Raw genomic sequence first — 15,422 nt, forward strand, 5'->3', positions numbered from 1 at the left:
TAGCTGATAGCTGATAGGACGGCTGCGCCTTTAGGACGCTTCGCTTTAGCTTGATTCCTTGCTACTAATACATCTTTTGCACAGGAACAACATTTTCCGGATTTGTTCTTTATAAACACCATGTAAATAAGATCGGATCCGTATGAGCAGGCTATAGCCAATAGCCCAAATAACCTATAGCTGATAGGACAGCTGCGCCTTTTTACACAGTTTGTGTAGAGTTTGCTCTTGGATACAATGAAAAGGTACTGTCTGTCAATATTCAATCCTAAAAGTTGAAGATTCGAAAAAAGTGTTAATTTAGTCGTCTGTATTTTATTATAAACATCAAACATAACTAAATGAAGAAGTATTTGCTATTGTTTACACTAATGTTAGTAGTAAACCCTTTCCTGCATGCACAAAGCGATGCACTTAAATTTGCAGATGAAATTACCCTGGAGAATGTAAAAAAGCATGTGTACACCCTGTCATCCCCTGAAATGATGGGTAGAAATACAGGTGAGAAAGGACAAAAGGATGCAGCCGAATATATTGCATCATTTTACCGAAACAATCAAGTGGACAGCCTGGGGTATTTAAGTTATTTTCAGGATTATGAAATGTATAATTACAACTTTGGAAGATTAAATATCTCTTATAAAAACAAAACCGGTACACGAGATGGTCTCGAAACGATCAATTTAAACGGTCCGTTTTATTCATCTGCTAATATAGAACTCAATGACACCATTCCGGTATGTTATTTAGGATATGGTAAAAACTTACCTGAGGAAGATTTGCATAACAAATTGATCATATTGTTAGCTGAAGAAAACTTAGGGAAGACAAATGATAATATTGCAAATATCTGTAAGCAGTGCAATGCTAATTTATTTGCTGTTTTATTGCCCAAAAATGGAGGATGGCATTTTAATGTTGATAAAGATAAAGTGGCAGATATTAAAACGGTTTTGCCTTTTGCCAAATTAACAAGCAATTTAAAAAATATTAGCCTGGGATATAAACTTGGTGAAAAAAGCACAAGGTTGAATATGATCGACGAAGCCATGGAGCCTCTTGAAGACAAAGAAGTATGTATACTCTACGCCTATGATTTCAGCAGTACGTATTTGTTTAATGAGAAGAAAACGAAAAAGCTCTATAAAGAAGAAAACAAAAATATAGCGGGAGTAGATTACCAAAAGTACAGACTGTTAGTTGACTCTGTTTATTGCGATATTGATGCCACAAAAGCCAGGTTGGATACTTTGGATACCGAAAATGTGATAGCATTTGTAGAGGGAACAGATAAAAAGGAAGAGGTTATTGTGGTTTCTGCGCACTATGATCATATTGGTGCTAAGAATGATTCTACCATTAATTATGGGGCCGACGATAATGCTTCAGGTACTGCAGCAGTAATGGAAGCTGCCCGGGCTATGCAAAAGGCTGTAGATAACGGTTATCGTCCGAGGCGAAGTGTGGTTTTTGCTGCCTTTTCAGGTGAGGAAATGGGATTGAGGGGCTCGCATTATTATGTGCTTAATTCTCCCACACCACTTAAATCGGTTGTTTACAACCTGAACATGGATATGGTAGGCAGGGATAAAAAGAATAAGGATAAATATGAGAAAACGGTTTTTATGATTGCTAATGGGGATAATAAAAAAGCATTTAAAAAGACCGCAAAAAGACTGAATAAGGACAATCCTAACCTAAAGGTTTCTACGCATCCGGGATTCTTCTCAAAATTGATATGGTCTGTGTCTTCGGATCATTATCGTTTTAAAAGGAACCATATTCCTATTGCCTGTTTTTTTACAGGTTTGCATCCTGATTATCATACACCCAGAGATACTCCTGACAAGATCAATTATGAAAAGTTAACGGAAATTACCAAGCTGGCTTATAAAACAGTTTGGGAGATGGCCAACTCAGAGAGAGATTTAAAGGTTGATGTGGAGGTTCCGGATAAGGAAAACCTTATTGAGAGAATGATGGATTAATGGTTGATATAAAATAGGAAGCCCCGGCACGTTTGCCGGGGCTTCTCTTGTCAATTTAATAAATACACATTATTAATAAGGTGAGAACGTTTTCTCACTAAACCTTTCAAATTTTTGTCTTCGTTGTTGGTCAATGGTCATGTCCTTTTTCTATAAAAACTGATTTCCCATTAATAAACGACCATTTAACTACTTTTTCGGCACCATTACCACTTCAACAGAGTCGTACCCCTTAAATAGTTTTTTAGCGAATTTCTGAACGCTTTTTTCGCTTAATCCTTCAATTATTTTATTGTACTCATCTGTTGTAGCAATTGGTTCCTCATTCATCAAGGATCCTTGAATTACACTCAACCAGAAATTATTTTTGTCTTCTGATTCCTGACGGCTTTTAATGTAGCTCTTTTTGATTTCATTCAGGTCATCAGTATTAACACCATTGTTAACCAGGTTTTCAATCTCGCTTTTCAAGATTCCTGTTAATTTTTCTTGTTTTTCCGGATCGCAATCAAAACTCATTGTGATAACAGCATGTTCGTACGAACGCTTTGAAATGGATGGACGTACACCAACTCCGTATGAACCACCTTCTTCTTCACGGATTGTTTCCATGTATCTTTTGCTTAAAAGTTCTGATATTGTGCGAACATACATCCTGGTTTCAAGGTTGTATTTTACGTCATTGTATATTGCGTAATAAACTGTGGCTTTTGCCACTTCCATTGGCCTTTCTATTGTTCGTGTCGTTGTACCTTCCGCAGGTTTGATGTTATGGTTCACCCAGTTTTCTGATCGGTTTGTTGACGACAAGCAACCAATATACTTTTTAATCATTGGGATATGTTTACTTTCATCAATGTTTCCTACAAAAATAAAAGTGAAGTCACTGGCATCCTGGATCCTGTCTGCGTAAATTGCTTTAGCTTTTTCAAAGTCAATATTTTTCACAAACTCTTCGCCAAAAATAATGTTGCGTTCGCTATAATTAGAGCTTACCACTCCAATAGTATCTTTAAAAGCCCGGCCGTTATCTGCATTTATGTAGGCAAGTTGGTTTTTCATTGATCCCATGATCATATCAAAGGTTTCTTTTTCGAAACGCGGGTGTTCAAATTTCTGATACAATAACTGCAGCATGGTCTCAAAATCCTCCACTGTTGAAGAACCTCCGAAACCTTCCGTATTGGTTCCTATAGAAGGGTTAACGCTTGCCATCTTTCCGGTTAGTTTCTTTTTTAACTGGGTAGCATTAAATTCACCAACCCCTGACATGCCGGCAATTGTAGTGGCAAGTTCTGCCGATTCCAATTGGTTATTATCTAATACCGAAGTTCCTCCAAAACTATAGGCACTCATTAAAATCTCATCCTTGCTAAGCTCTGTTGGCATAATCACCACACGGGCACCATTTTCAAGTTTGTATAGTTTTGCATTTTCAACCCCTTTAATAACGGTTTCAGAAACAAAATTTTTGGCAACCAATTCATCAGTAACCAACGGGGCATCCAAAGCCTCGTCTTCATAAGCTGTGATTTCAGTGGCCATAACTTTTTTCACTTCAGCCATCAACTCTTCTTCTGTTGGATAAATTACACTTTCTTTATCCGGTCCCTGAACAGTTATAACGCTATTGTTAGTGTTTTGAAAATCATTTAACGGGGCATATACGTCTTTAAGTGTTAAAGCAGCAATGGTGGTTTTAGCAAAATTCATTTCCCAGTCCAGTGAAGGGAATGGGCTTGCTTCAAGAAATAGGTTGCCCAGTTGCTTGGCCCAGGTTTCGTTATCTACTTTTTCGTATTCTTTTTCGTAGGCCTCATACTGGCGAATATAATTGGTTTTAACCCTTTCAAGTTCCGATTCAGTAAATCCATATCTTCGTGCTCTTTCCAATTCTGTTAGCATTAAAGAAAAAGCTTCTTTTTCTTTGTTTTCTTTGGGCACAACCGCCAGGTAGGCAGCATCTTTTGTGCGGGCCATATTATAACCGCCTACCTGCATTTGCAATGCCGGACAGTCTGGCTTGCGGGTAAGCTCGCTCAACCGGTTGTTAAGCATAGAGCTCATCATTCCTTGTGCCAAATCATTTTTCAAATAGGCTTCGTCTTTAACTGTGGTAGGATCTTTTCTAAAAATCCAGTTGATTGATACACCTTGTGCCTCTTTGTCTCTGGCAACAACAAAACCCATTTCCTTTGAGTCCTCAACAGGATAGTATTTGCGTTCAGCAGCATTTTTTTTGGCTGGTATTTTTGAAAACAAATCTTTTATTTTCTGTTCTATCTTATCTGCATCAATATCACCAACTACAACCACTGCCTGCAAATCGGGGCGATACCATTTGGCATAGTAATCTTTTAATTCCTGATGTTTAAAATTATCGATGACGTCGATTGATCCGATTACATCCCTTATTGCATATTGCGAATTGTTAAACATGTATGGATAGGTCTGTTTCATCAGGCGGAAACGGGAGTTTCTTCGTGTTCTCCATTCTTCATGAATTACGCCTCTTTCTGCTTCTATTTCTTCTCCTTCCAATAAAAGGCCTCCCGACCAGTCGTGAAGTACCAGTAATGCCGAATCTAAAAGGTTTTCATCGGTTGCTGGAATATTGCTTAAGTTATAAACTGTTTCGTCCTGAGCTGTATAGGCATTGATATCTGCACCAAACACAATACCTTTTGATTCCAGATAGTTTAACATGTTTTTTCCAGGATAGTGTTCTAATCCATTAAAGGCCATGTGCTCTAAAAAATGGGCCAACCCATTTTGGGAATCTTCTTCAAGTATAGCCCCTACATTTTGTACAAAGTATAAGCTGGCTCTTTCTTTAGGCTCCTCATTGTGCATCACGTAATACGACATGCCGTTGGATAGTTTGCCGTGCTTTACTCTTGAATCAATAGGAATTGTTGTTGTATTTTGGGCTGAAATAAACGCTCCGCTTAATAGCAGGGCTCCAGCAAATAGTGGTTTTAAAATATTCTTCATAATCATTTTTTAATTTTTTGTAATAAGGTAAAATTAAAGACAAGATATTTTAACTAATACAAAAATCATAAAATAAAAAAATGGGGCAGGAACCTGTTGAAACCTACCCCAAGGAATTATAGTTGTTGTTTTCGGAAGTTCTCTTTTCCTTTTTCCAGGAATTCAACAAATGCATTTATGTCAAGGTCATATGCCCTTGGAGTAACCAAATCGTTGCCATCAGTATCCAATAGGCAATAGTAAGGTTGTGCATTCACTTCATATCTTGTAATCTGGAAATCTGCATTTTTCTTTCCCAAAGTTTTTTTGGTTTTACCATCGTATTCTGATACAACCCACTCTTCTTCGGGTAGTTTCATTTTGTCGTCAACGTACAAGGCAATGATGATATAATCTTCTCTTAAACGTTGAAAAACTGCAGGGTCCGACCATACATTTGCTTCCATTTCGCGGCAGTTTACACATCCATGGCCTGTAAAATCAATAAAAACCGGCTTGTTTGCTTTTTTTGCTGCTGCCATTCCTTCTTCATAATCGAAATAGCCCTTTAATCCATGGGGAAGGTGAAGGAAGTCGGAATATTTTGCCGTATGAGCCTCTGCGGACGAATGTCCCCCTCCCGAATTTTCCGAAATCATCTTGCCTAAGTCAAAATCGTGGGTTGCCTGAGGTGGTATATACCCCGACAAGGCTTTGAGTGGTGCTCCAAACATCCCGGGAATCATATACACTACAAAGGCGAATGTAACTAAGGATAATAATAACCTGGGTACGCTAACATAAGGCAAATCGCTGTCGTGAGAAAATTTTAGTTTTCCTAACAAATAGAAGCCCATAAGCGTGAAAGTAACGATCCAAATGGCCAGGTAAACTTCCCTGTCCAGAATGCCCCAGTGGTATGTTTGGTCAGCTATACTTAAAAACTTTAATCCCAAAGCTACTTCGATAAATCCCAGTACAACTTTTACTGAGTTTAACCAGCCGCCTGATTTTGGCATGTTGTTTAACCACGAAGGGAAAATGGCAAATAAGGTAAATGGCAGTGCAAAGGCTATTGAAAACCCTAGCATACCAACAATTGGCATTAAAACCTCACCACCTGCTGAAGCTACCAGGATTGCCCCTACAATTGGTCCTGTACATGAAAATGAAACCAATACCAGGGTAAAAGCCATGAAAAATGCACCCATTAAACCACCTTTGTCTTCGTTAGATACAGATTTGTTTACAATCCAGTTTGGCATAGTAATTTCAAACATACCAAAGAAAGAGGCGGCAAACACCATAAATATCAGGAAGAAAAATACATTGGGAATCCAATGTGTGCTTAAAAAGTTGGCAAAGTTTGCCCCAAAAATTATAGCTACCAAAGTTCCTATGATTGTATATATGGCAATGATTGAGAAACCATAAAAGAAAGCATTGAATTTAGCTTTGGCTTTATTCTCATCACTATGCATAAAAAAACTTACAGTCATGGGAATCATTGGAAATACACAGGGTGTAAAAATGGCTGCCAAACCACTCAAAAAACTAATAAGAAACAAAGTTATTAGGGAGTCTTTTTCTTTGGACTCGCTTTTTTTAGTGGCTGGTTTTGTTTGAGCAAGCTCCTTGTTTTCTTTTTTGTCTTCTTTTACTACAGCAGTTTCTTTAACTGTTTCAACCTCTTTGGTTGGTTCTGCTTTTACTTCTTCCTTTTTGGTTGCAGTTGTTTTTGCAGTTCCTTGAATTGAAAGATCAAACTCTTCGTCACCCATCACACACATGCCTGTTTGGTCAGAGCAGGTCTGGAATTCAAAAGTACCCGAGATTTTTAAGGGTAGTTCTTTAACCAGAATAGTTTGTCGTAGTTCTGCTGAATTTTCAAAATAGCTCACTTCTCCTTCCCAAATCTCGTCATAATGCTTATGCGGATTTATGGGTTTTACCTTCCCAATCTTTTCGTAACTTGAGTTTGCTTTAAAATCAAATGATATTAATATTGGCCCAAGTTCTGGATCAAAATCATTTGAATACAGATGCCAGGTTGGTTCAATAGTGGCCTTAAAAACCACATCGATTTTATCTCCAACTTTTGCTTTTTTATCCGACAATTCAACTTTCCACTTGGTAGGTTTCTGAATTTGCCCATGCGTAACCCCTTGAAAAATCATCATCAGCGCTAAGGCAAGTAGTAAAAAATGTCTGTTCATTCTAATTAGTTTATATAATCCTTACTTTTTAATATTTCCTTTTCCCTATAGGTAAGACAACTACAATTGAAAAATGGGTGACTTTATAGGTAAAAATATTTTTGAAAACTGTAAATTTTGCACCATAACCTCTTAAAATTTGATAAGTGTATATGATTAAAGGTACGAAATAACAAAAGGAGTACTAAAAAATGGGTTAAAGCTTGGTTAATATTCCTGGTTAGTTGGGTTAATTAAGGTTAATAGGTATTTATCTTTTTACCAAAAACAGATAGCCTTTGCCCCTTAATGTTTGAATTTCAATATTGGGATCTTCTTTGAAATAGTTACGAAGCTTTTTAATATATACATCCAGGTTGCGTGAATTAAAAAAAGAGTCGTCACCCCATATTTTCATTAACAGGTGTTTCCTCTCAATAATCTGGCTTCCTTTGCCTGCCATAATCTGCAATAATTCCCCTTCGCGGTTTGATAGTTTGATGATTTTGTTGGGGGCATGAAGTTCGTATCGGTGTGGATAGTATTTGTATTTCCCGATATGTATTTCATCAATTGCTATTTTGTTGGTATTTTCATTAGAGCCAAGGCTATGGATGTATATTTGGTTTTTGATACGGGCAATCAATTCTTCAATGCTAAACGGTTTACGCATATAATCAGTGCCACCGGCTTCAAAACCCTTTATTAGATCTTCGGTATTGATTTTTGCAGTTAAAAATATAATAGGCATTTTGGGAAACCGGTTCCTTATGTGCTTGCATATTTTATAGCCATCAATATTCGGAAGCATAATGTCCAAAAGACAAATATCCGGAGTAAAGCCGGAGAGGTGCGAGAGTACCAGACCCCCATCGGTTTCCCAAACAACGTCAAAGCCTTGCATACGGAGTGTATCGTTTACAATTTTACCTAAATTGGGTTCGTCCTCAACGTATAAAACCTTTGTCTTCATGTTTTTATTATATTTCTGGTCAACGTGGAAATATGGATTCGCGTTAGCTGAATCTTTTATTATGCCTGTTTGCTATTAATCTTTGAAATTACCGCACTGCAATATAGCAAATTGAATCTGTATTGAAAACACCGGGGAAACAGTGTTGCTGTTAATGTATTTTTAAAGCAGAATAAACAGGGTTAAGCAACCGACAGAGGTGATTTTTTATATGATTAACGAAAAATGAGCAAAAGTGAAGGTTCAATTTCTGATTATTAGCTTTTTCCTTAGTTTTGTAGGAATAAAAATAATACGACAAAAACTAACATCATGTATAAAAGAGTACTACTAAAATTGAGTGGGGAATCGCTGATGGGCGAACAAAATTATGGTATCGATAATGTCCGTTTAGAGGAATATGCACAGCAAATTAAAGAGATAGTCGAACTTGGCGTTCAGGTAGGGATTGTTATTGGTGGAGGAAATATATTTCGTGGGCTAAGTGGTGCTGCCAAAGGTTTTGATCGTTATCAGGGCGACCAGATGGGTATGTTAGCTACTGTGATCAACAGTTTGGCTTTAAAATCGGCACTAAATAATAATGGTGTTAAAGCACGTGTGTTGACTGCAATAAAGATGGAGCCAGTTGGAGAGTTTTATTCTCAGCCAAAGGCCCTTGAATGTCTTGAGAATGGAGAGGTTGTAATCCTATCTGCCGGAACAGGGAACCCGTACTTTACAACAGATACCGGCTCATCATTAAGGGGTATTGAAATAAAAGCAGATGTTATGCTAAAAGGTACCCGTGTTGATGGTGTATATACTGCAGATCCGGAAAAAGACCCAACGGCAACCAAGTTTGATGAAATTACTTTTGACGAGATTTATAACCGGGGATTAAAAGTAATGGATTTAACGGCCACCACCATGTGTAAAGAAAACAATTTGCCTATTATTGTGTTTGATATGGATACTCCTGGTAATCTGATCAGGGTGATTAAAGGTGAAAAAATAGGAACCTTGGTGAAATGTTAGGGTGAATAGAATAGAACCCCTTTTAAAGTAAAAAGTAGTAAATAATTGTTCATGAGTTTTAATGTAGAATGGAGAGGGGCTAATATCATTGTTAAGTTTAGTGGCCTGGTCTCTTATCAGGAAATAAATGAGGCTGATGGCATTATATATGGAAACAAGCACTTTGATCAAATGCAATATCAGGTTTTTGATTTTAGTGGGATTGATGGGTTTAATGTAAATGAGCTTGAGATGAAAATGATTGGTACGCTTGATAAAGCGTCGTCTCATTGGAATAACAGTGTTAAAGTGGCCGTTATTACTGATGATCCTAAAATTGTTGAGCTTACCCGGGTATACGAAGGTGTTATGGATGATTCTGACTGGGAAACCAAAATATTTAAATCCATGGAAGATGCTTTAAAATGGTGTACTTGATTTTTGCTGTGGGTTTTATAAAAAAAATAGGAGAGCTGCAACTATATTGGTTGCAGCTCTTTGTGTTTTTAAAACTCTTCATCACCCATTCCTTCTCCATTGCTGTCTTTCCCTTTTCTTTTTTGCATAAAGTTGTTTAATCGATAGCTAAGAGTAAAAGATACAAACGGTGCTTTACGTTCCCATTTTTGATAATTATAAAAATCAGCATCTTCAGTAATCGAAACCCTTTTGGCTGTAGCAAATATGTCGCGTACCTGCACAACTCCACTCATCTTCCTATCCAGGAAGTCTATCCTGAATGCTCCGTTAAATGCATAATAGCCTTCTGTTTCGCCTTGGGATGTTGCAGTAGGACTGTTGTAATCACCATTAAACTGGAGTTGCATGAGTTTATTCAATTTGAATGTATTGTTGATACGAGAGCTCCAGTTGAATGAATGGTTGTTAAACGACTGCCCATTTGTTGATCCTTTAACGCGGTACTGGTACAGGTTTCCCATAATGTTCATTTCCCACCATTTAAATAATGGTACATTGTAGTTTGCATCCAAACCTAAAGAGTAGTCTTTACCCACGTTTGCAACAGAGGTTAGCAAAATACCTTCATCGTATACACTCTTTATACGTTCAACTTTATTGTGGGTAATACGATAATATCCCTCAAAAGATAATTGGGATTTTTCCCATTGTTTTAGATAGCCCAATTCCAAGGCATCAATATACTCAGGAACGATGCCAGGATCACCCATACGTACATTGTACATATCTTCCCATGTAATAAAAGGTTCGAGATAAAATCCGCGGGGACGGTCTATACGCCTTGAATAACTGGCCATTAACTGATGGTCTTCCGGAAGCTTGTATGATAAGTGTACAGTTGGAAAATAATCAAATCGATCAATAGTATAATCCTGGTTATCCTTTTTGTTTAAAATATCCCTTTTGGTAAATTCACCCCTGATGCCAAGCTGGTAGCCTAGTTTGCCATATTCGCCATTGTAGGTTGAATACAGGGCATAAATATTACGTTTGTAGTTTATCGCATTGTTTTTGTCTGCTTGAAGTTCAAATGCGTTGCTTGAGGCATTGAAAAGCGACAAACTGGTTATGTCATCACTGTTGCTTGACCTGCCTTGAAATCCGGCTTCGAATTTGTTGTTTGCACCAACGGGCTTAACGTAGTCAATACGAATTTCCCACCTTCCGGAAGGGCCATCTTCAGTAGTGTAGGTTCCGGAGGATGCAATGGGATTGTTGTTCTGAAATAAAAGGTTCTCATTATCTTCTTCTCCATCCCGGTAACGGTAATTTACCTGTGCAGATAGTTCATGGCCTTTTTGAGAAAATTTCTTTTGATAATTACCTGTGATCGAGTAGTAAAAACCGCCTCGGCTCGATTCGTTTTCATTCTGTTCAAGTGTTTCAGTTGATTGAGGGAGGGTTGTGGTAATATATTCTTGATCTGATGAACCGCTCATGTCATATTTGCCGGTCCTAAGTCCCACAGAAAGGAAATTATTGTCGGATATATCCCAATCTAAACCAGTTCTGAAAGAGCCTCCGTTAAAGCTGCGGTCGTTCTCCCCATATGATTTTTTAACTGTAGTAATATTATTTGCCTTAGTCTGTCTTTCAGAAAACGATTCGCCTGGGAATGGGCGGTTGTTATAATCTCCACCTACATAAAAGTTTGTACTGTTCTTTCTCCAGTTAAGCAAAAAATCGCCTCCATGTTGTTTAAAAGTGCCGGCCTTTAAATTGATAAGTCCCTGAACGCCTTTTAAACGGTTCTTTTTTGTGATGATGTTTATGATACCCCCGGTTCCATCGGGTTGGTATTTTGCCGATGGGTTGGTTATAATCTCAATGTTTTCTATAGTTGAGGCCGGTATCTGGCGAAGGGCATCAGAAGGATCCAGAACAGTGGGTTTTCCATCAATAAGTACGGTAAAACCGGTGCTGCCCCTTAACGAAACATTGCCTTCAATATCTACCCTGATAGAAGGAACGTTTTCCAATACCTCTACTGCAGAAAGGGATGCAGAGGTCATTTGTTTTCCTACGTTAACAACCTTCTTGTCTATTTTAAATTCAACAGATTGCCGTTGGGCTACTACATCAACCTCTTCCAGTGATTTGGCGTTGGCATCTAAAATGATATCCCCTAAATTCATTGTATTGCCACTTTTACGTATGGTGATGTCATCAAATTTATAATCGTCATATCCCAAAAATGAAATTACAATGTAAAAGTTTCCCGGTTGCAGGCCTTTAATTTTAAATTCTCCATTTTCATCACTTATGGTTCCTGTTACAACTGAGTTATCTTCTTTTTTATATACAGCAACAGTAGCATATTCAACAGGTTCGTTCGACTTTTTGTCAAACACTCTTCCCCTAACAATTTTTTCTTCTCCAACCTTATTGGTATTGTTAGCAAATAGATTAGGAAAGAAAAGTGTCATTCCCAAAAGCATTAATAGTGTTAATATATTCTTCATAAAATCAATTTCTATAGAACCACAGACGATAAAACATTCTTTGTCCTTCGATAAAAATTCTTTTTTCTACAAGAAGGGCAAATCAGAAAGCTTAATAACGTATTATACGGTTGTAAAGGTGAAGATTTTTTGAAGGAATATCTGTTAACAGGATGTTATTGTATATGGATAGGATGTTTTTGAAAGGCTGTCCATCCGGTAAGGATTGGTATTAAAACTTGTACTATTGTTTACTGCAATAGCAACTCCGATTATGATACTTAGTATCAGAAAGAAAACTCCTGAAATAAATAAAACTCCCATCGCTCACCCCTAACCCCTAAAGGGGAAATTCCTTGCTTTATGCGGGTTGATGGTTCTCCCTTTAGAGCCTGTCCCGAACTTTTATTCGGGAGAGTAAGAGGGTGTGTGGAGGGAAGAAGTTGAACTTTTCTTGCCAACACTACTTTAAAAAGTAATTTCAAAACACTGAAAAGCAGTGTTTTGAAATTACAATTTTATGCTATAACTCCAAGAGACAGCAGTTCCATCTAATGTGCTTCATGCCAGTTTTTACCAATGCCCATATCAACTGATAAAGGAACCGATAACTTGCAGGCATTTTCCATACTTTCTTTTACGATTTTTTTCACCTGCTCCAGTTCGTCTTTTGCTACGTCAAAATTTAATTCATCATGAACCTGAAGGATCATTCTTGATTTAAGATGCTTATCCCTAAGTTGCTTTTGTATGTCCACCATGGCCATCTTTATAATGTCGGCCGCTGTACCTTGAATAGGAGCATTAATGGCATTTCTTTCTGCCATTCCCCGTACTACACCATTTCGGGAATTGATATCCGGCAGGTTCCTTTTGCGTCCAAAAACGGTTTCAACAAAACCTTGTTCACGAGCTACCTCAATGCTTTTATCCATATAGGCTTTTACTTGCGGGAAGTTTTCAAAGTATCCGTCAATCAGCTCTTTGGCTTCGCTTCTCGAAATGTTGAGCCTTTCAGAAAGTCCAAAAGCCGATATGCCATAAATTATCCCAAAGTTTGCCGTTTTGGCTTTGCGTCGCATGTCATCGGTTACTTCATCTAATTCAACCTTATATATTTTAGAAGCTGTTGCGGCATGGATGTCTTCCCCATTATTAAAGGCCTTTAGCATATGTTGGTCCTGGCTTAAATGCGCCATCAACCTCAATTCAACCTGTGAGTAGTCAGCAGAAAGAAATATATGGTTTTCATCGCTGGTAATAAACGATTTTCTGATTTCCCTGCCGTCTTCGTCTCTTATTGGAATGTTTTGAAGGTTGGGGTTTGTACTACTCAAGCGTCCGGTGACCACCATAGCCTGATTATATGTAGTGTGTATTTTGCCTGTATGTGCGTTTACTAATGCAGGCAATGCTTCTACATAGGTGTTGAGTAATTTTTTTAAACCTCTAAACTCAAGTATTTTATCAATTATTTCGTGTTTGCCTTTTAGCTTGTTGAGTGTTTCTTCATTTGTACTATATTGGCCACTCTTGGTTTTTTTCGCTTTGGCATCAATTTTAAGGTGTTCAAACAATATTTCTCCCACCTGTTTAGGACTGGCAATATTGAATTCAACCCCCGCCATTGAGATGATCTCTTTTTCAAGGGTCTCAATTCTGTTTTTGAGCTTTATCGCAAAGTGGTTTAGTTCGTCTACATCCAGCTTTACACCACAAGCTTCCATTTCGGCTAAAACCAACAGAAGTGGCATTTCAGTGGTGTAAAAAAGTTCCTCTAAACCAGATTCCTTTAGTTTGGGTGTTAGATAGTGTTTTAACTGAAGAGTGATATCTGCATCTTCGGCAGCGTATTCTTTTGCTTTGTCAATTTCTACCTGTCGGAAAGAAAGCTGGTTTTTCCCTTTTTTGCCAATCAGGGATTCTAATTTTACCGGCGAATAACCCAGGTAGGTTTCTGCCATAAAATCCATACTGCTTTTTAATCCGGGCATGGCCAGGTGATGTGCCACCATGGTGTCAAATATTTTTCCTTTAACCTCAATCCCATATTTTTTAAGCACGAGGATGTCGTATTTTAAGTTTTGTCCTATTTTTAAAATATCTTCATCTTCCAAAACCAGCTTAAAATATTGGGCAAGTTTTTGTGCTTCATCTATATTTTCAGGGATGGGTACATAATAGGCTTCGTTTTTTTTCCATGAAAACGAAATACCAACCAGTTCTGCACTGATAGCGTCCAAACTTGTAGTTTCCGTATCAAAACAAAACTCTTTCTGTACACTTAACTCAGCTGCCAACGAAGCATAAGCCTGCTCGTTATTTACCAGATAGTAAGTGTGTTCAGTATCTTCAATGGTTTTAAAGGAGGAGGTTATGCCGGGTGTTTCTTCAACTTGTGGCTGTCCGAATAAATCCCCTTGGGTAGGCACTATTGCCTGTGGTACAGGGGCTCCAAAGCGGGGCAACATACTTTTAAACTCAAGTTCCTCCAGTAAAGGAAATAGCTTGTCCTTATCTGGTTCTGATACCTTCAACGCTTCTTCATCAAATTCGATAGGAACTTCCTGGTTTATGGTGGCAAGCGTGTATGATAGTTCTATCTGCTCCTTGAAGTTAACCAGGTTTTCCTTGCGTTTTCCTTTAAATTCATCAATTCGTTCATAGATGCCTTCAATATTTTTGTATTTCTCTATAATATCCTTGGCACCTTTTTCTCCAATACCCGGGCATCCAGGGATGTTGTCAGAAGCATCGCCCATTAATGCCAGTATGTCAATTACTTGTTTGGGTTCAGTAACTCCAAATTTCTCCTGTACCTCAGCGATGCCTAAAATGTCCATTCCACCCCCTTTGGTCCGTGGCTTGTACATTTTTACCTTTTCCGTAACCAACTGGGCGTAATCCTTGTCCGGAGTCATCATTAATACTTCAAAACCGGCTTTTTCAGCTTGCAACGAAACGGTTCCCACTACATCGTCGGCTTCATATCCCATAACTTCTAAAACAGGTATGTTTAATGCATCCAATAGTTGCTTGATATAAGGAACTGCAAGTTTTATATCCTCAGGTGTGGCTTCGCGTTGGGCCTTGTAGGGTTCGTACATCTCATGTCGAAATGTTGGTCCTGCAGGATCAAAAGCCACAGCCAGGTGTGTGGGTTTTTCTTTTTGAAGTACCTCTAAAAGTGAATTGGTAAAACCATATATGGCAGAGGTGTTTAGTTTTTTTGAATTTATTCTGGGTGCTCTAATAAAGGCATAGTAGGCCCGGTATATTAGTGCATAAGCGTCGAGTAAGAATAATCTTTTAGTATCGGACATATCATCTTTTTTTAATTATCTGTCTGAAATGGAGCAGGGAGTATTAGGTCGTT

The 15,422-nt window shown here is 38.0% G+C and carries 8 protein-coding genes; 3 read left to right on the forward strand and 5 right to left on the reverse strand.

Translation table 11 applies throughout. The features are described 5' to 3' along the window. Positions 1–341 precede the first annotated feature (341 nt). Positions 342–1,988, forward strand: a complete 1,647-nt coding sequence (locus OM074_RS18195) for a M28 family metallopeptidase (RefSeq protein WP_301201996.1) — start codon at positions 342–344, stop codon at positions 1,986–1,988. Between the two features lie 189 nt (positions 1,989–2,177). Here the strand turns inward: OM074_RS18195 and OM074_RS18200 are convergent, their stop codons facing one another. The 3 genes from OM074_RS18200 to OM074_RS18210 form a co-directional block, all read right to left on the reverse strand. After that, entirely contained in the window at positions 2,178–4,982 is a 2,805-nt protein-coding gene (locus OM074_RS18200) for a M16 family metallopeptidase (RefSeq protein ID WP_301201997.1), read from the reverse strand. Positions 4,983–5,098: 116 nt separating this feature from the next. Beyond that, a complete protein-coding gene (locus OM074_RS18205) occupies positions 5,099–7,177 on the reverse strand; it encodes a cytochrome c biogenesis protein CcdA (RefSeq protein WP_301201998.1) in 2,079 nt (692 codons plus the stop codon). A 250-nt stretch (positions 7,178–7,427) separates the two neighbouring features. After that, positions 7,428–8,129, reverse strand: coding sequence for a response regulator transcription factor (locus tag OM074_RS18210; RefSeq protein WP_301201999.1), 702 nt, complete (start codon positions 8,127–8,129; stop codon positions 7,428–7,430). 312 nt (positions 8,130–8,441) lie between these two features. Between OM074_RS18210 and pyrH the strand changes: the two genes are divergently transcribed. Both pyrH and OM074_RS18220 read left to right on the forward strand, forming a co-directional pair. Continuing rightward, positions 8,442–9,146, forward strand: coding sequence for a UMP kinase (pyrH, locus tag OM074_RS18215; RefSeq protein ID WP_301202000.1), 705 nt, complete (start codon positions 8,442–8,444; stop codon positions 9,144–9,146). 51 nt (positions 9,147–9,197) lie between these two features. Then, the gene (locus tag OM074_RS18220; protein WP_301202001.1) at positions 9,198–9,563 is read left to right on the forward strand and encodes a hypothetical protein; all 366 of its coding nucleotides are present in this window, start codon (positions 9,198–9,200) and stop codon (positions 9,561–9,563) included. A gap of 68 nt (positions 9,564–9,631) precedes the next feature. Here the strand turns inward: OM074_RS18220 and OM074_RS18225 are convergent, their stop codons facing one another. Both OM074_RS18225 and polA read right to left on the reverse strand, forming a co-directional pair. After that, on the reverse strand, positions 9,632–12,067 hold the full coding sequence (locus OM074_RS18225) for a TonB-dependent receptor (RefSeq protein WP_301202002.1): 2,436 nt from the start codon (positions 12,065–12,067) through the stop codon (positions 9,632–9,634). A gap of 530 nt (positions 12,068–12,597) precedes the next feature. Continuing rightward, positions 12,598–15,369 (reverse strand): DNA polymerase I, encoded by a 2,772-nt coding sequence (gene polA, locus OM074_RS18230; protein WP_301202003.1) that lies wholly within the window; start codon positions 15,367–15,369, stop codon positions 12,598–12,600. Between the last annotated feature and the right edge of the window lie 53 nt (positions 15,370–15,422).

Source organism: Plebeiibacterium marinum (assembly GCF_026013615.1).
Taxonomy (GTDB): domain Bacteria; phylum Bacteroidota; class Bacteroidia; order Bacteroidales; family Marinilabiliaceae; genus Saccharicrinis; species Saccharicrinis marinus_A.

Bases quoted from the DNA above. Each gene is read 5' to 3' on its own strand.
- OM074_RS18200 (WP_301201997.1), bottom strand. From the start codon at position 4,982: ATGAAGAATATTTTAAAACCACTATTTGCTGGAGCCCTGCTATTAAGC.
- OM074_RS18210 (WP_301201999.1), bottom strand. From the start codon at position 8,129: ATGAAGACAAAGGTTTTATACGTTGAGGACGAACCCAATTTAGGTAAA.
- pyrH (WP_301202000.1), top strand. From the start codon at position 8,442: ATGTATAAAAGAGTACTACTAAAATTGAGTGGGGAATCGCTGATGGGC.
- OM074_RS18220 (WP_301202001.1), top strand. From the start codon at position 9,198: ATGAGTTTTAATGTAGAATGGAGAGGGGCTAATATCATTGTTAAGTTT.
- OM074_RS18225 (WP_301202002.1), bottom strand. From the start codon at position 12,067: ATGAAGAATATATTAACACTATTAATGCTTTTGGGAATGACACTTTTC.
- OM074_RS18205 (WP_301201998.1), bottom strand. From the start codon at position 7,177: ATGAACAGACATTTTTTACTACTTGCCTTAGCGCTGATGATGATTTTT.
- polA (WP_301202003.1), bottom strand. From the start codon at position 15,369: ATGTCCGATACTAAAAGATTATTCTTACTCGACGCTTATGCACTAATA.
- OM074_RS18195 (WP_301201996.1), top strand. From the start codon at position 342: ATGAAGAAGTATTTGCTATTGTTTACACTAATGTTAGTAGTAAACCCT.